At 63.5% G+C, this 17,752-nt stretch carries 16 protein-coding genes; 6 read left to right on the plus strand and 10 right to left on the minus strand.

Annotation, left to right across the window (positions count from 1 at the left end; genetic code table 11):
• Positions 1–189: 189 nt before the first annotated feature.
• The 3 genes from C487_RS06715 to C487_RS06720 all read right to left on the minus strand — a co-directional run bounded on the left by C487_RS06715 (position 190) and on the right by C487_RS06720 (position 2,625).
• Positions 190–1,128 (minus strand): M48 family metalloprotease, encoded by a 939-nt coding sequence (locus C487_RS06715; RefSeq protein WP_006184949.1) that lies wholly within the window; start codon positions 1,126–1,128, stop codon positions 190–192.
• Between the two features lie 231 nt (positions 1,129–1,359).
• On the minus strand, positions 1,360–1,686 hold the full coding sequence (locus C487_RS20190; RefSeq protein WP_152422483.1) for a hypothetical protein: 327 nt from the start codon (positions 1,684–1,686) through the stop codon (positions 1,360–1,362).
• A gap of 168 nt (positions 1,687–1,854) precedes the next feature.
• Positions 1,855–2,625 carry an SH2 domain-containing protein gene (locus C487_RS06720; protein WP_006184950.1) on the minus strand — a complete coding sequence of 257 codons (771 nt, stop codon included), beginning with the start codon at positions 2,623–2,625 and terminating at the stop codon, positions 1,855–1,857.
• A gap of 504 nt (positions 2,626–3,129) precedes the next feature.
• On the opposite strand from C487_RS06720, the gene C487_RS06725 reads away from it, so the two are divergent.
• The gene (locus C487_RS06725) at positions 3,130–5,577 is read left to right on the plus strand and encodes a DEAD/DEAH box helicase (RefSeq protein WP_006184951.1); all 2,448 of its coding nucleotides are present in this window, start codon (positions 3,130–3,132) and stop codon (positions 5,575–5,577) included.
• A 69-nt stretch (positions 5,578–5,646) separates the two neighbouring features.
• On the opposite strand, the gene C487_RS06730 is transcribed toward C487_RS06725, so the two are convergent.
• The 3 genes from C487_RS06730 to C487_RS06740 all read right to left on the minus strand — a co-directional run bounded on the left by C487_RS06730 (position 5,647) and on the right by C487_RS06740 (position 8,189).
• Positions 5,647–6,498 carry a phosphatase PAP2 family protein gene (locus C487_RS06730; RefSeq protein WP_049907992.1) on the minus strand — a complete coding sequence of 284 codons (852 nt, stop codon included), beginning with the start codon at positions 6,496–6,498 and terminating at the stop codon, positions 5,647–5,649.
• A gap of 404 nt (positions 6,499–6,902) precedes the next feature.
• Positions 6,903–7,649 (minus strand): Sjogren's syndrome/scleroderma autoantigen 1 family protein, encoded by a 747-nt coding sequence (locus tag C487_RS06735; RefSeq protein ID WP_006184953.1) that lies wholly within the window; start codon positions 7,647–7,649, stop codon positions 6,903–6,905.
• 75 nt (positions 7,650–7,724) lie between these two features.
• Positions 7,725–8,189: a TIGR00725 family protein gene (locus C487_RS06740; protein ID WP_049907996.1), complete on the minus strand. Its 465-nt coding sequence runs from the start codon at positions 8,187–8,189 to the stop codon at positions 7,725–7,727.
• 240 nt (positions 8,190–8,429) lie between these two features.
• Here C487_RS06740 and mdh point away from each other — a divergent pair, with 240 nt between their 5' ends.
• Positions 8,430–9,344: a malate dehydrogenase gene (mdh, locus tag C487_RS06745; RefSeq protein WP_006184955.1), complete on the plus strand. Its 915-nt coding sequence runs from the start codon at positions 8,430–8,432 to the stop codon at positions 9,342–9,344.
• A gap of 81 nt (positions 9,345–9,425) precedes the next feature.
• Here the strand turns inward: mdh and C487_RS06750 are convergent, their stop codons facing one another.
• Entirely contained in the window at positions 9,426–9,671 is a 246-nt protein-coding gene (locus C487_RS06750) for a ferredoxin (protein WP_006184956.1), read from the minus strand.
• Between the two features lie 213 nt (positions 9,672–9,884).
• Between C487_RS06750 and C487_RS06755 the strand changes: the two genes are divergently transcribed.
• Complete coding sequence (locus tag C487_RS06755; RefSeq protein ID WP_006184957.1) at positions 9,885–11,093, plus strand: inorganic phosphate transporter; 1,209 nt, start codon at positions 9,885–9,887, stop codon at positions 11,091–11,093.
• 25 nt (positions 11,094–11,118) lie between these two features.
• On the opposite strand, the gene C487_RS06760 is transcribed toward C487_RS06755, so the two are convergent.
• Complete coding sequence (locus C487_RS06760) at positions 11,119–11,583, minus strand: universal stress protein (protein ID WP_006184958.1); 465 nt, start codon at positions 11,581–11,583, stop codon at positions 11,119–11,121.
• Between the two features lie 141 nt (positions 11,584–11,724).
• Between C487_RS06760 and C487_RS06765 the strand changes: the two genes are divergently transcribed.
• Positions 11,725–14,094 carry an ATP-dependent DNA helicase gene (locus C487_RS06765; RefSeq protein WP_006184959.1) on the plus strand — a complete coding sequence of 790 codons (2,370 nt, stop codon included), beginning with the start codon at positions 11,725–11,727 and terminating at the stop codon, positions 14,092–14,094.
• The gene (cgi121, locus tag C487_RS06770; RefSeq protein ID WP_006184960.1) at positions 14,094–14,600 is read left to right on the plus strand and encodes a KEOPS complex subunit Cgi121; all 507 of its coding nucleotides are present in this window, start codon (positions 14,094–14,096) and stop codon (positions 14,598–14,600) included. Before C487_RS06765 ends, cgi121 begins: the two co-directional genes overlap by 1 nt.
• Positions 14,601–14,660: 60 nt before the next feature.
• Here the strand turns inward: cgi121 and C487_RS06775 are convergent, their stop codons facing one another.
• Both C487_RS06775 and C487_RS06780 read right to left on the minus strand, forming a co-directional pair.
• On the minus strand, positions 14,661–15,437 hold the full coding sequence (locus C487_RS06775; RefSeq protein ID WP_006184961.1) for an iron-sulfur cluster assembly protein: 777 nt from the start codon (positions 15,435–15,437) through the stop codon (positions 14,661–14,663).
• 5 nt (positions 15,438–15,442) lie between these two features.
• Positions 15,443–16,507 carry an amidohydrolase family protein gene (locus C487_RS06780; RefSeq protein WP_049907998.1) on the minus strand — a complete coding sequence of 355 codons (1,065 nt, stop codon included), beginning with the start codon at positions 16,505–16,507 and terminating at the stop codon, positions 15,443–15,445.
• 187 nt (positions 16,508–16,694) lie between these two features.
• Here C487_RS06780 and C487_RS06785 point away from each other — a divergent pair, with 187 nt between their 5' ends.
• Positions 16,695–17,738 carry an NAD(P)-dependent alcohol dehydrogenase gene (locus C487_RS06785; RefSeq protein WP_006184963.1) on the plus strand — a complete coding sequence of 348 codons (1,044 nt, stop codon included), beginning with the start codon at positions 16,695–16,697 and terminating at the stop codon, positions 17,736–17,738.
• The last annotated feature ends 14 nt before the right edge of the window (positions 17,739–17,752 follow it).

Consider the following 17,752-nt stretch of genomic DNA (forward strand, 5'->3'; position numbering starts at 1 on the left):
CCGACGATCGACTGCTCTGGATCGGCGGTTGGTGGGCACCAAACGGCTCTGTCTCCCGGCGGGGCTGGGGAAGACGACGGTGTGTCTGTTTGTCACCGCCAATCGGCCGATGGACGCCGACAACTCCCGAGATGATGTCCGGCAGTCTCGTTGAGGGGGGTGGCCGCGAATGCCCGACCGGTGACCGAGTCACGATTCCCGTTGGAGCCTCGAGAGCGATTCAATTCGATCGGTCGTCGGTGGGTGTGTACCGAGGAATCGGCGGTTGAGTTGGTAGAGTCGTTTTCGGAGCCACCAGTACGACGGCTCAGCATCGCCTTCGGGACCGAGCATGATCTTTTCGGGTGTCATCGGTTCCAGTGGCAGAATCGAGAGCGAAGAGACAGCCGAACCGTCTCGGAGGTCACGCTCGGGTGCCTCGGAAATTTCCCGATCTAATCGAGAGAGCGCACTGGCGAGGGCGGCGGGTGAGCCGGTCACCTCCGCGGCGGCCCGGTCCGCAGCGCGTTCCCTGGCTCTGGAGAGGTGAGCCGTGAGGAGTCGTCCGACGACCCACACGGCGGTCGACAGAAATACGAGTAGCACGGCCGTCACGATCCCGGGATGATCGATCCGTGCGAGTCGTGACCGGAGTCCGGCCGCGAGAACGACGGGAAGGGAAACGACCGTCATGACCATCGCGTCTCGGTTTTTGACGTGAGCGAGTTCGTGAGCGATTACCGCTTCGAGTTCGTCCGGATGATCGAGCGTCTCGATCGTTCCGCGCGAAAACACCAGATGGATGTTCGTCGGTCGAAATCCGACCGCCAGCGCCTCGGGAGCGTCGCGCTCCGAGACGGCGATCGTCGGCGGTGGCACGTCCAACTGAGCAGCGACGCGAGTCGCTGTCCGGTGCAACTTCGGAGCCGTCTCGCGATCGACCGGATGTGCATCCGAAAGCCGTTCGATCGTCTCGAGGTGTCTGTACTCGATATACGCGATCGCGACTACTATCGTGACCGTAACACCGGCAGCGATCGAGACGGGGGACGCACTTCCGATCAGGACGAGTCCGCCGTAAAACGTCGCCCACACGCCGACGAGGAGTCCGATCGCGACTAAAACTAGTCCGGCGAGCGAAGCGACCATCCGTAATTGTAATCTGCGTACTGCGGAGGGCATACGCGATATTTCGAGACAGTTTTTCAAAAGCGCAATGGTGACGGATTACTAACTACAGGCCGTCTCTCATATATTTTCGGAGAGTAGCTACTACGCACTCGAGTAGCCGCTTCGCGGCCAGTACGGATCATGAAGCAGTCATGAACGAGCGAGGATTCCGGCGTGATGAATCTCTCATTGAATTCGATATGGGTGTCATCACTGTTCGAGAGATCTGGTTCTGTGAGTTCGTATTCCACCGACAAGCGCTCCACCTCCAACGACCACGAGAACACCGATAGTAAGGAGACTTGCACCTCCACGCATGAGAAAGCCGGCGATGGCGAGCGAGAGGATACCGAAGCCAGCCATAATATACCCGAACATCGTTGGACGTACAATTACGATCAAAAGACCCAACCAAACGATTGTTGGATAGAGAGAGAATATACTCACTCCAGCCATAAAGTACCCAACAATACTAATGGCAAATATTAAAAGTGCTAGAACCAAATACACGTATTGCCAGCGTTCCAGCGAAGTCATACAGTTTTTGCTACTGTATAATTATTCATTAATCTTTCTATAGTCAGAACAAGATTATACGAACTAGATATGGCACTATGTCTTTTGATTTGTCGAAATTACTAGATAATCGGAAATGCAAAATATGTGTTTCAATATGTGACAAATATTGGTTTTTTACGTTTGTGTCTACGGAATTGCACCAGGAATAGGCGGGGTAGCAGCCATCGTCGCGAATGCAACTGCAATTCCAATGGCCGTGAGGATCAGAAGCACTCCCGGCGGACTTATGCCTGCCGCATCGTACAGATCCTCTGCGAAACTGTAACTTAGGTCGTACAGCGCTTGAGCGAGTTCGCGAATCGATACCTCTCGTGGATCCGGCATATCCGGGCACTTCGTCACAACACACGCCTTCTGACCAGTGCTTGTCAGTTCGAGATAGAAGCACCCGTTGGCTTCGTTGATCATCGCGTTAAAGCCGATCTGGTATTGAATGTCTCCTTCGACCTCGCCGTCATCAATGTGGACACTGGGCCCGTAGCCGAGCGTCATACCGACACGTCTCCCGGTAAAGTTGACATCTCCGCAGGAAAGCGGCATCTCCGTCACTGGGTTATTAGCGAGTGCGCAGAATTCGTCACCGAGTGGAATGTCAACGCACCAGTTAAAAGGCAGTCCGGTCGGAACGCCGGGAATCCAACTCGGCCAGTTCGGTGTCACTACACCGTCGTCGTCGAGTTCCTTCCGAATCTCTTGTCGGGCTATTCGGTTGAGCTCGGCAACGACAGCATCTTTCTCTTCTTCAGTGAATTCGTACTCGGTGGCGTTCTCAGATGCATTCTCCTTCGCTTGTGCGCTTCCTGCTGCGGAGAGAAGAACACCGGAACTCGCAATACCGAAACCCGCTTTTCGGAGGATGTTTCTTCGATTAACATCACTGTCTTCTTTCCCAACCATATCCGATTAAAACCATTTCCCCCAGCATATTAGTTTTTATATCATTAGTAGTATTAGGAAACATTAATAGTTATAACTATTAATAATAATAAGTGTGTTCATACCAGTACTAGACCTCAAGAATTATATCGGAACGGCAGTCTCGCGGTCGACTATGGCTCGAGAACCACCAAAATTAGTCCCAAGAGCAATTATGTGTGGCCAAAACTGTCCCGATATAATTGGCGGAAATGATCCGGATTGAGCCTTCGAGCGGGCGGCCAGGGAGGACTAATCGGACATCGCTGGAGTAAGGAGAGCGAACTGATCGGAGTTACAAGGATGGTATCACAATACGAGGTTATTACGTCCAGTGCGAGACCGAAGAGTACAACATGTATACCACAATTCATGATCCAGCAGGGTAGTCGACGTCGAACATGATTCGAATACACCGTGAACGACCGCGTTCACTTTCACCCCGCTTTCTCAATGCTTAACCGCGACCGTCTCGAATCGCCGGCAATGGCAGCACAGGACGAGGACGTCGCTTCTATCGAGCATCCGCTCCTCGAGCCCGACTTCTTGGAGCGGCGACTCTACCAGCTGAAGCTCGCGGGGACGGCCGCGAACCACCACACGCTCGTCTGTCTCCCGACGGGGCTGGGGAAGACGACGGTGAGCCTGCTGGTCACCGCACGGCGACTCGAGGAGGTCGGCGGCAGGGCGTTGATGCTCGCGCCGACGAAACCGCTCGTCCAGCAGCATGCGGACTTCTACCGCGAAGCGCTGCAGATCCCCGACGAGGAAATCGTCGTCTTCACGGGCGACGTGAGCCCGGACGATCGCGCCGCGACGTGGGAGTCGGCAACCGTCGTGATGGCGACGCCACAGGTGATCGAAAACGACCTCGTCGGGAGTCGAATCTCGCTCGCCGACGTGACCCACGTCACCTTCGACGAGTGTCACCGGGCGACCGGCGACTACGCCTACAACTACATCGCCGAGCGCTACCACGCCGACGCCAAGCGGCCGCTCGTGACGGGGATGAGCGCCTCGCCCGGTGGCGACGAGGAGGCCATTCTCGAGGTCTGTGAGAACCTCGGCATCGACGAGGTCGAGGTGATGACCGAGGAGGACGCCGACGTCGACGAGTTCACCCACGACACCGAAGTCGAGTGGGAGCGTATCGACCTGCCCGACGAGGTCCTCGAGATCCGCGACGCGCTACACGAGGTGATCACGGAGCGCCTCGAGAAACTCAAGGAACTCGGGGTCGCGAGCTCGACCCAGCCCGATCAGTCCCAGAAGGACCTGAATCGGATGCGGGCCGAGTTGCAAACGTTGATCAACAACGACCAGTCTGAGGGGTTCGAGGGGATGTCGATCCACGCCGAGGTGATGAAGCTCCGGCAGGCCGTCACGCTGGTCGAGACCCAGAGCGTCGAGGCGCTCCGGCGGTACTTCGAGCGCCAGCGCAATCAGGCCCGGACCTCGGGCGCGTCGAAGGCCAGTCAGCGGATGGTTTCCGATCCGCGCGTGCGCGAGGCCATGCGGAAAGCCGAAAGCTTCGACGAGATCCACCCCAAATACAGGAGAGCGCGCGTGCTGCTGGCGGAAACGCTGGGACTCGAGGGCGGCGAGCGGGTGATCGTCTTCACCGAGTCCCGCGACACGGCGGAGGCGCTGACCGACTTCCTCTCGGACAGCTTCGACACGAAGCGGTTCGTCGGGCAGGGCGACCGCGAAGGCTCCGACGGGATGACCCAGAAGCAACAACAGGCGGTCTTAGACGAGTTTCGCGCCGGCGAGTTCGAGGTCCTCGTCTCGACGTCGGTCGCCGAGGAGGGGCTGGACGTGCCCGAGGTCGACCTCGTCCTCTTCTACGAGCCCGTGCCGACGGCGATCCGCTCGATCCAGCGGAAGGGACGGACGGGTCGACAGACCGAGGGTCGGGTCGTCGTCCTCATGGCCGAGGACACCCGCGACGAGGCCTACTTCTGGATCTCCCGGCGGCGCGAGAAGGAGATGGAATCGGAACTGCGTGAACTGAAAGGACTGGCCCCCGAAATCGCCGAGGAACTCGACGACTCACAGCAGTCACTGACCGATTTCGAGGGGGCAGGCGAGGGCGGGGTGAAAGTGGACGGGAACGACGAACACACCGACGCCGTTGGCGATTCCTCCAGCGGAAGCGAGGGGGTTGCAGCGGGGCCGGGACTGCAGGCGTTCGGAGAACGCAACTCGGAAACGGGTAGTGATCAGGACACTGGAGACGAGGCGGACGAGATCGAGACCCACGAACCACACGCCGACGGCGACACCGTTGCGGTCGTCGCCGACCAGCGGGAGATGGACGCGAACATCGCCCGGGACCTCTCGCGACGCGAGGAGTACGAGATCAGCCTCGAGACGCTCGACGTCGGCGACTACGTCCTCTCCGATCGGGTCGTCGTCGAGCGCAAGTCCGTCGCGGACTTCGTCGACTCGCTGGTCGGCGGCGACCGCTCCGTCTTCGAACAGGTCGGCGCGATGGCCCGCCACTACTCGCGGCCGATCGTCGTCATCGAGGGCGAGGGGCTGTACGAACAGCGGGACGTCCACCCGAACGCGGTCCGGGGAGCGCTCTCGAGTCTCGCGGTCGACTTCGGGGCGAGTGTCCTGCGGACCGACGACGAGGACGATACGACCGAACTACTCGCGGTGATCGCCGGCCGGGAACAGGAGACCGCCGACCGGGAGGTGTCGGTCCACGGCGAAAAGGGGACCAAGACCCTGCGCGAACAACAGGAGTACGTCGTCTCCTCGATCGCCGAAATCGGGCCCGTCACGGCCAGGTCGCTGCTCGAGGAGTTCGGCACCGTCGAGGCGGTGATGATCGCGACCGAAGACGAGTTACAGGAAGCGGACGGCGTGGGGACAGTGACCGCCGAGCGGATTCGGGAGGTCATCGGAAGCGACTACACGGGCTGAGCAGCCGAGCGATCCGGTGGCCGGGTTGTGATCGGCCAAGCGCAGTACTCGAGCGACCGGGGTCACGGCTCAGTCGTTCATTTCGGTCGTGAGACCCGTCTCCCGGTCATCCGACGCCGAAACGGGCTCACCCTCCGCACGAGCGACGAGCCGTTCGGCGGTGAGGACACACCACACTCCGAGTACGACGCCCGCGACGACATCGATCAACCAGTGAATCCCCAGATACATCGTCGAGAAGACGACGAGGGCGGCGACGACCGATGCGATCGGGTACCATCTGGGGTATTCCCGGCGCGACCGCCAGGCGAATATCGCGACGATGATCGCCAGCGACGTGTGGAGCGACGGGAAGACGTTCGTGTTCGCCGACACCTCCGCCGTGAGTTCCTGTGTCTGCGGGTAGAACTCGTACATGAGCCCGCTGACGGTCGACAGATGATTGCGCGGTCCGTAGGCGACGAACAGCGTATAAAACACCGAGCCGACCAGGGTGTTGAGGGCGTACGCGATGAGCAGTTGCTTGAAGCGTCGCTGGGTCGCCAACAGGAAGTAGAGCACGAGAGCGGACACCAGCAGGTACGGGAACCCGAACATGTACATCGCGGAGAAGAATCCGATCAACGAGTCGGGAACGATCGACTGCAGGCCGGCGACGAACGAGCCTTCCACGGCGTAGATCTCCGCGGTAATGTCCCAGTCGAGCGCATACGAGAGTTCCAACCTGCGGTAATGCGTCCATCGCTTCACCAATAACACCAGCAGCGTGACGCCGAGATAGGGCGCGATACTCCGGCCCCGGTCCTCGAGTTCGGCGATCGTTCGCGGGAGCGCCGAAGAGCGGACACAGAGCGCACAAGTGGCTGTAACGCCGATACAGACGGTTGCCATCGTAATGAACGTAACGTATCCTAATGCCATCGGTGGCTCGCCTCCGTCTCAGGGGGTGGCAAATGATCGCGAGCCGCGGGCGAACGAGTATCCGGACACGAGGGAGGGCGACGAGTCGTGCGTGGTGGCTACGCTTGCGGCTTCGACGATGCGCGAGTCGAAGCCGTCGGGCCGACGGACACTCGGATCGTGACGGCTCAGCGCCGCGTGTTCCTATCGGGTGGTAACATTCTACTTAATTTAAATCTACTGATACCCAACGTGGCCGAGTCGGACGGGACGCGGGACCGCGAGGCACCGGTGAAAAGCCACCTCTGTGTGACGTGTACGGTCGTGACTCGATGGTGCTCAAACCGAGCGACCGTCGATGGATTCAGCGTGCTGTCGTCCGTCGACGCCGGCTACAGTCGGCATTGCCGCCGTCTCGAGGACGGTCAGCGCAGCGTTGCCAACGTCTCGCCGGCTTCACGAGCCGCCTCGAGACAGTCCGCCGCGTAGCGGGGGTCGTCCGTGGCGGCGGCCGCTTCGGCGAACTTCTCGAGCGACCGGACGAGCGCATCGCGAGCGGCATCGAGATCGCCGTCGGCCGAGGACGGACCGGTTGCGGGAAGCGGTCGGTTGCGGTCGGAGCCGGACCGACGGTCGTCGGGGCGGGGAGTCGAAGCGGCGCGGTCGGCCGACGTGGCGTCGGGACGGGACTGCGAGGGGCCGTCGTCTCGAGCCGGCGTCGACGGCTGCGGTTGCCGGTCCGGGGTCGGCGCACTCGTCTCCCGTCCGCGGTCGGCGTCGCGCGGGTCGGTCGCCGTCGTCTGGTTGGACGCGGACGCCGTCTCGGCCGCTGTCGGCGCGGCGTCGTCGGTATCCGGCGCGGTCGCGTCGGCGGCGTCGGGTCGATCGGCGGACTCACCGGCGGCAGTCCCGTCGCCCGCACCCTCTGCGGCCGACTGGGCCTCGAGATCAGTCCCCTGGACGGCGTCGGGGTTCCCGTGACAGCTGGGGCAGAAAGTCGTTCCGTCGTCCTGGAAGAGGGGGTCGCCGCAGGTCCCGCAGTGAGCGTTGGTCATCGTCGCACCCTTGAGCAGTAGGTCGCTCATCCGCTGGGTCGCCTTACGCTCTTCTTTGTCCTGCTCGTACTTCTCTCGAAGTTTCTCGCGCTCGGCTTCCTTGTCGAAGTCACTCATATTCGTCTAGAGGCGGCGGACCGTCGAAAAAGCTGCGAAGGGGAGGGCGGCCCCATCGACGGAACCGCGCTCGACTCACCGCGGTCGCTCAAGCGCGGCCTCGGCGGCATCGACGGCCTCGGTGGGGGTGTCGGCGGTTTCGATATCGATCTCGAGGGCGGAGATGTCGTGGGTCCCGAGGCCGACGACGGGACGGTCGTAGACCCCGGCGAAGCCGATTTCGGAGAGGGTACCGACGCCGCCGGCCAGCGCGATGACCACGTCGCCGTTCAGCGGGACGAGCGCGTTCCGGGCGTGGCCGAGACCGGTCGCGATGGGAATGTCGACGGCGTCGTTGGCGGTCCCGCGGCGCTCGCCGGGGAGGATGCCGATCGTGGTTCCGCCCTCGGACTTCGCGCCGCGACAGACCGCCGCCATCGTTCCGCCGCGACCGCCGCAGACGACGACGTGACCGCGAGCCGCGAGTTCGCGGCCGAGCGCTTCCGCGCGGGCTGTCTGTTCGTCCGTGATCGTCCCGCCGCCGATGACGCTGGCGCGCATACGCGAGACACCGCGGGCGGCGACCATGATCGGTTCGGTCTCGAGTCGCCGGGGACTCGAGCAGCGGTGAGCGTCGGATCGGGGAAACGGCAGTGAGCGGCCGCTCGAGCAGGCGGGCATACCACGGTCCACGGAGCACGGGACGGAATACGTCAGTCGTCGAAATATTTATCGCCGAATCGGTTCGAAGTCAGAGGTTTCGACGGATTTAACGTGTGTGGTGGGGAATCATTACGTGGTATGACGAAAGTGAGCGTGGTCGGCGCGGCCGGGACCGTCGGGGCCGCTGCGGGCTACAACATCGCGCTTCGGGACGTTGCGGACGAGCTCGTGTTCGTTGACATTCCGGACAAGGAAGACGACACGATCGGCCAGGCCGCCGACGCCAACCACGGTGCGGCCTACGACTCGAACACGACGATCCGACAGGGTGACTACGAGGACACCGCGGGATCGGACGTCGTCGTCATCACGGCGGGCATCCCGCGTCAGCCGGGGCAGACGCGGATCGATCTGGCGGGTGACAACGCTCCGATCATGGAAGACATCGGCTCCTCGATCGCCGAACACAACGACGACTTCATCACCGTCACCACGTCGAACCCGGTCGACCTGCTGAACCGCCACCTCTACGAAACGGGCGAGCGCGCCCGCGAGAAGGTGATCGGCTTCGGCGGCCGACTCGACTCCGCTCGGTTCCGGTACGTCATTTCCCAGCGCTTCGACGCTCCGGTTCGGAACGTCGACGCGACCATCCTCGGCGAGCACGGCGACGCACAGGTCCCCGTGTTCTCCAAGGTCCGGGTCGACGGACGCGACCCCGAGTTCGACGAGGACGAGAAAGAAGAATTACTCGAGGAGCTCCAGACCTCGGCGATGAACGTCATCGAGAAGAAGGGCGCGACCCAGTGGGGGCCGGCGACCGGCGTCGGCCACATGGTCGAAGCCATCCTGCGTGACACCGGCGAGGTCCTCCCCGCGAGCGTGACACTCGAGGGCGAGTTCGGCCACGAGGACACCGCCTTCGGCGTGCCGGCGAAGCTCGGTTCTGACGGCGTCGAGGAGATCGTCGAGTGGGACTTAACCGAGTACGAACGCAACCAACTCGGCGAGGCCGCCGAGAAGCTCTCCGAGCAGTACGACGAGATTTCGTAGACGACGATTACCCGTCGCGATTTTTCGCGGCCATCGTCACCGGGTACTCAGCGGAGCCGAGGACAGAGCGACGGAGCCGTCTCAGGGAATCAACTGCTCGCCGTCGTCGTCGTAGATTTTGATCGCGTCGACGGGACAGGACCGGGCGGCGAACTTCGCGTCCAGTTCCGCATCAGCAGGGACCTCACGGACGAAGATGCCGTCTTCAACTTCCTCGCTGTCGGCCAGAACTGCCTTTCCCTTCGATTTGTCTTTCTCGAAGGCGTCCCATTCGGCGACGCACTGGAACATCCCGATACAGGTGTCCTCGTCGAATTCGACCTTCATACGAGGGTGTTGGGTCGATCGGCGTAAATCGGTAGCGGTCGCCAATCGAGGCCCACGGTATCAGTTGTGATGCTCTGGCGTGGCTTTATCCTTCTGCGGATCACCCCTCGAGTTTCGAGAGCGATGCGGCACGACGGAACCGAGGAGTCCATGGTCCACTGTCGAGCCAACGCTTTTCCACGAGGTCGTAGAATGACAGGTACGAGAGACGGAATGGTCGCACTTTCCTCCGCGGTCCTCGTCGGGACCGCCATCCTGACCTGTCTGTTTATGGCGTGGGTACTCGGGGCGAACAGCAACTCGCCGCCCTTCGCTCCCGCGATCGGTGCGAACGCCATCTCGACGATGCAGGCGGCGTTCGTCATCGGACTGCTCGCGGCTGCGGGTGCCCTCATGCAGGGCGGCAGTATCTCCAAGACCGTCGGCGCGGATCTGATCGATGGGGTGACGATCACGCCGCTTGCGGCCACCGCGGGGCTGCTGACCGCGGCGGGGTTCATGGCGGTCGGGATCTACACGCGGTATCCGATCCCCGCGGCGTTCGCGACGACGGGCGCGATGGTCGGTGTCGGCCTCTCGCTGGGCGGCGATCCGGCGATCGACACCTACCGACAGCTCGGACTCTTCTGGCTGCTGGTGCCGATCATGTCCGGCGGATTGGCGTACGCGACGGCGACCGTCCTGCGGCGCGACGACGTTCCCGAGACGGTCGGCGTTCCGCTGCTAGCCGGTATCGTCGGGGCGATCGTTGCCAACGTCCGCCTCGGCGTGATTCCCGATCCGACCGCCGAACAGGGCACCCTGGCCGGCTTCGTCTCCCGGCAGTTCGGCGGCGGACCGGCGCTCGCCGCCGGCGTCGATCTCGGAACCGTCCTCGTGACCGTCGGGGTCGGCGTCCTCGCGTTCTACTGGAGCCGCGAGCGCGTCCGGGTCTCCGTCGAGAACGGCATCCGCTCGTTCCTGCTCGTCCTCGGCGGCATCGTCGCCTTTTCCTCGGGCGGCTCGCAGGTCGGCCTCGCGACCGGCCCCCTCGAGAACCTCTTTCGCGTCGAACTCGGCCTGCCGGGCATCCTCCTGCTCGCGATCGGGGCTACCGGAATCCTCGCCGGTGCCTGGATGGGCGCGCCACGGTTGCTGCAGGCGACGTCCCGGGAGTACGCTCAACTCGGCGCTCGCCGCTCGATCGCGGCGCTGGTCCCGGGGTTTATCATCGCACAGTTGGCGATCGCGCTCGGGATCCCCATCTCGCTGAACAACATCATCCTGTCGGGGGTCATCGGCGGCGGGCTGGCCGGCGGCTCGGCGGGCGTCTCCCGGCGCAAGATCGGCGTCACGATCACCTTCTGGCTGGTGACGCTCTCGAGTTCGGTCGTCGTCAGTTACGGCCTGTATCGGCTGTTCGCATCGGTTATCCGCGGCTAGCCTCGGGTCGTTCCGACGAGGCGCGTCAGTCGAGCACCGTCACCGGCTGTGCGGTGCGGTCGACCACCGTGGCGGCGATGTCGCGACCGAGAAACCGCCTGAAGAATCCCGTCGATCCCGTCCGAGAGCCGTACATGACGACGTGATCGATCCCCTCCTCGGCGGCGTACTGCGGGACGACGGTTCCGGGTCGCCCCTCGGCGGTCTCGATCCGGACCCGGTCCGAGGCCGCATCGGCGACTGACTCGAGCAAGTCGGTTGCGCTGGCCCGCGTCTGCGCCCGCCGGTCCTCGCTTCGCTCGAGAATGCCGCCCTCGCTGAGCGGCGCGTCCAGCGGCGTTATGACGGCGAGCAGTACGATGTCGGCGGCAGGAAAGGTCTCGAGGGCGTAGGCGAGTGCCTCGTCTTCCCGCGGACGGCCGAGCGTGGGAACGAGAACGTGGTCGGGATGGGAGTCGGCCATACGGGCCTGTTCGACCGCCGGTCGCATCGGTCTATCGGCGTCGAACGACTCGGACGGGAGAAGAAACCAACCGGCTACTCGAGCGCACGCGAACAACCCGATTGCTCGCCGTGAATCGGGGCGGCAAAAGACGATACTTTAAACCGCGGGACGCGCCAAGGGAGGACAATGAATATCGAGGAGCTGTCGGGGCTCCCGGCCGGTGCCGTCGACCACTTCCGGAACGAGGGCATCGAGGAGCTCTACCCGCCACAGGCAGCGGCGGTCGAGGCCGGCGCGACCGAGGGTGAGAACCTCGTCGCAGCGGTCCCCACCGCCAGCGGGAAGACGATGATCGCCGCCCTATCGATGCTGTCGGCGATCGAGCGCGGCGGGACGGCGCTGTACATCGTCCCCCTGCGGGCACTCGCCAGCGAGAAGAAAGACGAGTTCGAGGCCTACGAGCGCTTCGGCGTCACGGTCGGCGTGACGACTGGCAACTACGAGAGCACCAGCGACTGGCTCGCGACGAAGGACATCGTCGTCGCCACCAGCGAGAAGGTCGACTCGCTCGTCCGCAACGGGGCCGACTGGCTCTCGGATCTTACCTGCGTCGTCTCGGACGAAGTACACCTCATCGACGACCGGAATCGGGGGCCGACGCTCGAGGTGACCCTCGCGAAACTCCGCAAGCTCAACCCTCGTATGCAGCTGGTCGCGCTCTCCGCGACGGTCGGCAACGCCGACGAAATCGCCGACTGGCTCGACGCCGCGCTGGTCGATACCGACTGGCGACCGATCGACCTGCAGATGGGCGTTCACTACGGCAACGCACTGAATTTCGACGACGGCTCGACCAGAGAGGTTCCCGTCGAAGGCAGCGAAAAACAAGAGGCCGCCCTCGTCCGCGACATCCTCCAAGAAGAGGGCTCCTCGCTCGTGTTCGTCAACTCTCGACGGAACGCTGAGGCCGCCGCACGACGGTTAGGCAGCGTCTCGAAGAACGAACTGACCTCCGAGGAGCAGACCGAACTCGCGGAACTGGCCGCCGAGATCCGGGACGACAGCGACACCGAGACGAGCAAGGATCTGGCCGAGGCCGTCGAACGCGGTTCGGCCTTCCACCACGCCGGCCTCTCGAGTACCCAGCGAACCATCGTCGAGGATGCCTTCCGGGACCGACTCCTAAAAGTGATCTCGGCGACGCCGACGCTCGCCGCGGGGGTGAACACGCCCGCCCGCCGCGTGATCGTCCGCGACTGGCGGCGCTTCGATCCCAGCGCCGGCGGCATGGCTCCGCTGGACGTCCTCGAAATCCACCAGATGATGGGGCGGGCCGGCCGCCCAGGGCTCGACCCCTACGGCGAGGCCGTGTTGCTCGCGAAGAACCACGACGAAAGCGAGGAGCTGTTCGACCGCTATATCTGGGCCGAGCCCGAGCCGGTGCGCTCGAAACTGGCGGCCGAGCCCGCCCTGCGAACCCATGTCCTCGCGACCATCGCCTCCGGCTTCGCTCGCACGCGCGGGGAGTTACTCGAGTTCCTCGAGGCCACCCTCTACGCCAGCCAGTCGAGCGAGGCCGGCCGGCTCGAGACGGTGACCGACACGGTCCTACAGTACCTCGAGTCAAACGACTTTATCGAACGCGAGACCAGTGGCAGCAACGGTACCGAAGGGGACGACGACGGAGCGTTCACATCGGCGGCCGCTCTCGCAGATGACGGCGGCCGCGACGAGGAACTCGAGGCGACCAGCCTCGGGCACACCGTCTCGCGGCTCTACCTGGATCCGATGAGCGCCGCCGAAATCGTTCACGGGCTTGCGGACGCCGACGAGCGTCCGACCGCGCTGGGACTCTATCAACTGATCTCACGGACGCCGGACATGTACGAACTCTATCTGCGCTCCGGCGAGGACGAACGATTCGGCGAACTCTTCTACGAACGGGAGGCCGAACTGCTGGGGAACGCCCCAAGCGAGTTCGAGGAGGAACGCTTCGAGGACTGGCTCTCGGCGCTCAAGACGGGCAAACTGCTCGAGGACTGGGCGACCGAGACCGACGAGGAGCAGTTGACCGACCGCTACAAGATCGGGCCGGGCGACCTCCGCGGAAAGGTCGACACCGCCGAGTGGCTGCTCGGGGCGGCCGAGTCCCTGGCCGCGGAGATCGACAGCGAGTGGACCGTCGCCGTCCGGGAGGCCCGCGCCCGCGTCGAACACGGCGTGGGTGAGGAACTACTCGAACTCGTCGGGGTCGGCGGGGTGGGCCGCAAGCGCGCCCGCCGGCTCTACGATGCGGGGATCGAGGAGCCCGCCGACTTACGGACTGCGGACAAAGGCGTCATCCTCGCGGTTCTCAAAGGACGGAAGACGGCCAAGACCATCCTCGAGAACGCGGGCCGCGAGGATCCCTCGATGGACGGCGTCGAGCCGAGATCGAACGGGGCAAACGACGGGGACGGGAACGCGGCGGCGAACGCGCGCGGGGACCGCACGGCAACGGACGTGACTGAAACGACGGACGCGGACGACAGTCAAGCGAGCCTGGGTGATTTCTGATGGCGCTACTCGAAGGCCGACTCGAGATCGACGATGTTGACGCGTTCGTGGCAACCCTCGGTGAGATCGGGGACCGCCACGACGTGACGGTTCAGGCGTTCGATGCACGGTACGTCGCCGACCGACGCCACATAGCGCGGGCGGTCGAGTTCGCCGACCGGGCCATCGAACGGGGGGAGAACGTCGCCCGGGACCGGGCCGTCGAGATTCTCCTGTACGCCGCCGGCCGGCGACAGATCGACCGCGCCCTCGAGATGGGCGTCGGCGAAGGGGAGCACCGAGCGGTCGTGCTCGTCGACGGCGCTCACGACGGGGACGAAGCGGCCGCACTCGAGGAACTGCAGGCGCTGGGCGCGTTCGTCGAGCGGGACTCAACGCTCGAGACGCGGGATTCCGAGACGCTGTGTGATTTCTTCGACATCACCGATATCGAGCGGGCGGCCACAGACGCGCCACTGTCGGCGCTGGTTCATGAGCGGGTCGCACTGCTCGAGGTCGAAAAGTAGCCTCGCGGTGCCGAGACGTCCCGCGAGGGGAACGCCGGGTGTACGGACAGCGGACCGCAGTCAGTCGTCGGCCGACTCCTCGGTACGGCGTTCTCTGGCTTCTCGAAGGCCATCGCAGATGCCGCCCTGGCTCGACAGATTGACCTGTGCGAGCCGCCCCCGACGGTGGACGAGGGCGAACGACTCGGCGTCGATGGGATCGCCCTCCGGCGTTCGAAACAGGGGGTCGGCTGGTTCCGAAACGAGGGCAGTCTCGCGGGCTTTGCGGAGGTACCGCTCGATCGGAGCGTTCGGAACGGTGACCGCGAACGAACGATCGGGGACGTAGACGGCGACGGTGTCCGTCGAGTCGGTCATCTCGAGGTCGTCGCGGCTGAGAGCGACGATCGCTCCGGCGTCGAGACCGGCGTCAAGCAGCGCCTCGATCGCGTCGTACTGGCGGGCGACACGAGCCTTCTCGTCGAGTTCCGCACGGACTGCTGCGACGTCGCCGTCGGCGTCCGGAAACGCCTCAGCGAATGACAGACCTTCGTTCACGCCGCGGTTGATCTCCGCCTCGTGCATGTGATCGTGGAGCGTAATCCGACTCTCTTCGACCGCCGGCAGGGACTCGACCTCGTCGCGGGCGTCGATCGCCATCATCCAGGCGAACGCCGGCGAGCACAACGCAGTCGGGAGCGTGAGGTCGACACCGACGCGTTCGCCGTCGATATCGATCCGGTCGATGTACTCGAGTTCGACGATCGAGCGATCCAGTTCCGGATCGGTGACGCGGTCCAGTCGGTCGCGGATGGCCGCTCGAGTCGGAGCGGTGTCGTCGGAGGTTTGTGTACTCATGCTCGTCAGTCGTCCGCAGCAGTGGGTTCTTCGCTGGCGTAGTGATCCCCGAGATCGAACTGCTGGCTGATCTCGTCATCTCGGAACGCCTGCCGTTTTTGCTCGATATCGATGTCGTAGAGGGCGGCGATGTTCTCGCCCATGACTTTCTTCTTGGTCTCGAGGTCCCACTCGACGCCGTACTCTGCGCGGTGCTCCTGGGTGAGTTCGGCTTCCATGACCTCCTCGACGAGCCAGTCGGGGTTCCAGATGGCGTAGTCCGAGCCGAAGATTACGCGGTCCTCGCCGAGCCACCAGAGGAGTTCGGACATGATCTCGGAGAACTTGCCCGGCCGGTTCTGGGCGAACGGTGCGGCGACGGCCAACCCGCCGTAGACGTTGTTCTCCTGGGCGGCGATCCAGCAGAAGTCGTCGAGACGCGGCAACCCGACGTGTTCGACGATAAAGTCGAGCTCCGGGAACGACGAGGCCGCATCGTCGATGTCCGCGACGTCGAACGCGTCGCGATTAAGGGGGCGGATCGTCGGCCCCTTGTGCGCGTGGATGTTCTCGATCCCGAGTTCCTGGCACGTCTCGAGGAATTCGAAAGACTCCTCGTCGTCCAGTCGCCACCCCTTCGAGTCACCGCGCCACTCGGCAGTGTAGAGTTTGACGCCGGGAATATCGTAGTTCTCGTGGAGTTCCTCAAGGTACTCGAGGCCCTCCTCCCCGTCGCGCGGGTCGAAGGTGCCATTGAGGACGAACCGCTCGGGATACTCGGTTGCGAGTTCGGCGTTCTGCTCCGTCGTGTTGAACCCTTCAGTGTAGAAATCGGTGAGGTACGTCGGCTGGAAGATCCCCATGTCTGCGGCGGCGTTGCCGAACAGATCCTCGACCATTCGGTCGGCACCGTATTCGCGATACTCGTCCATGTCCCACTGCCGTTCCTCGGGCGTGAACGTCGTGTGGTAATCATAGAAACACTGGATGAACTCTTCCCCACCCTCGTGTTTGATGTTTTCCTCCGTGGCGTCCCACAGATGGACGTGGCCGTCGATTACGAAGATTTCTTCTCCGTTGTGCTGGTACATCGCACACTGTTTATCGGTACCACACCACATTACCCTTTTTTCGTACAGATACGAATCACACTGCGAGTTGAATATGCATGGTCAAAATTAGCGTATCCGCGATTTTATATCAATCCTCAAATATTCACGCGGAGCGATACTCGAGGGGACTATTATGCCGAATGCCGACGAACTGTGACGCGGTACCATGCAAGCAGCCAGGCTCCACGAGTACACCGACGACATGAGCGACGCGCTGCAGGTCGAGGACATCGACCGCCCTGACCTCGAGCGCTCGGATCAGGTACTGATCGAGGTCGAGGGAGCAGGATGGTGTCAGACTGATAATCATATCATCGAGGGGATGTGGACCGACTACGCGCCACAGGATCTGCCGATGACGCTGGGTCACGAAAACGCGGGCATCGTCGCCGAGACCGGTGAAGAAGTGACGCTGGTCGCGGAGGGGGACCCCGTGATCTGCCATCCCGTTCAGACCTGTGGCATCTGTCGGCCCTGCCGGCTCGGCGAGGACATGTACTGCGAGAACAGTGCGTTCAACGGGCTCACTACCGACGGCGGGTTCGCCGAATACCTGCAGACGAACGAGCGGGCGGTCATTCCGCTACCCGACGTCGTCGACCCGACGGACATCGCACCGCACGCCGACGCGGGAATCACGGCCTACCACGCCATCAAAAAGGCGGTCGACGAACTGAACCCCGGCGACACCTGCGTCGTCATCGGCGTCGGTGGCCTCGGACACATCGGGCTGCAGTGTCTCGACGCGATGAGCGCCGCGGACATCGTCGCCGCGGATATCAAAGACGAGGCGCTCGAGTTGGCCGAAGGGCTGGGCGCTCGCCACGCCGTCAACTCCGCCGAGGAGGATCTCGCCGACGTGGTTGCGGACCTGACCGACGACGAGGGAGCCCAGCAGGTCGTCGACTTCGTCGGCCGCGACGAGACGACCGCACTGGCACCCGAGATCGTCGCCGCCGGCGGTGATCATCACATCGTCGGCTACGGCGGGCACGTCCACGAACCCAGTCAGGCGCTGGTCAACGGCGAGTTCTCGTTCCGCGGCACGCTCGTCGGCAAGTACGCCGAGTTGCAGGAACTCGTCGCGCTCGTCGAGCGGGGCGACGTCGAACTGCGTACCGAACGCCACGACCTCGGCGAGATCAACACGGTCGCGGAACGGCTCGAGCACAACGAAATCGAGGGCCGAGCGGTGATCCAGCCGCCCTGACGAACGCAGCCCGC

Origin of the sequence: Natrinema pallidum DSM 3751, from assembly GCF_000337615.1 — an archaeon.
GTDB lineage: Archaea > Halobacteriota > Halobacteria > Halobacteriales > Natrialbaceae > Natrinema > Natrinema pallidum.

Bases quoted from the DNA above. Each gene is read 5' to 3' on its own strand.
- C487_RS20190 (WP_152422483.1), bottom strand. From the start codon at position 1,686: ATGACTTCGCTGGAACGCTGGCAATACGTGTATTTGGTTCTAGCACTT.
- C487_RS06740 (WP_049907996.1), bottom strand. From the start codon at position 8,189: ATGCGCGCCAGCGTCATCGGCGGCGGGACGATCACGGACGAACAGACA.
- C487_RS06730 (WP_049907992.1), bottom strand. From the start codon at position 6,498: ATGGCATTAGGATACGTTACGTTCATTACGATGGCAACCGTCTGTATC.
- cgi121 (WP_006184960.1), top strand. From the start codon at position 14,094: ATGGCGCTACTCGAAGGCCGACTCGAGATCGACGATGTTGACGCGTTC.
- C487_RS06775 (WP_006184961.1), bottom strand. From the start codon at position 15,437: ATGAGTACACAAACCTCCGACGACACCGCTCCGACTCGAGCGGCCATC.
- C487_RS06720 (WP_006184950.1), bottom strand. From the start codon at position 2,625: ATGGTTGGGAAAGAAGACAGTGATGTTAATCGAAGAAACATCCTCCGA.
- C487_RS06755 (WP_006184957.1), top strand. From the start codon at position 9,885: ATGGTCGCACTTTCCTCCGCGGTCCTCGTCGGGACCGCCATCCTGACC.
- C487_RS06765 (WP_006184959.1), top strand. From the start codon at position 11,725: ATGAATATCGAGGAGCTGTCGGGGCTCCCGGCCGGTGCCGTCGACCAC.
- C487_RS06780 (WP_049907998.1), bottom strand. From the start codon at position 16,507: ATGTACCAGCACAACGGAGAAGAAATCTTCGTAATCGACGGCCACGTC.
- C487_RS06735 (WP_006184953.1), bottom strand. From the start codon at position 7,649: ATGAGTGACTTCGACAAGGAAGCCGAGCGCGAGAAACTTCGAGAGAAG.
- C487_RS06760 (WP_006184958.1), bottom strand. From the start codon at position 11,583: ATGCGACCGGCGGTCGAACAGGCCCGTATGGCCGACTCCCATCCCGAC.
- C487_RS06715 (WP_006184949.1), bottom strand. From the start codon at position 1,128: ATGGTCGCTTCGCTCGCCGGACTAGTTTTAGTCGCGATCGGACTCCTC.
- C487_RS06725 (WP_006184951.1), top strand. From the start codon at position 3,130: ATGGCAGCACAGGACGAGGACGTCGCTTCTATCGAGCATCCGCTCCTC.
- C487_RS06785 (WP_006184963.1), top strand. From the start codon at position 16,695: ATGCAAGCAGCCAGGCTCCACGAGTACACCGACGACATGAGCGACGCG.
- C487_RS06750 (WP_006184956.1), bottom strand. From the start codon at position 9,671: ATGAAGGTCGAATTCGACGAGGACACCTGTATCGGGATGTTCCAGTGC.
- mdh (WP_006184955.1), top strand. From the start codon at position 8,430: ATGACGAAAGTGAGCGTGGTCGGCGCGGCCGGGACCGTCGGGGCCGCT.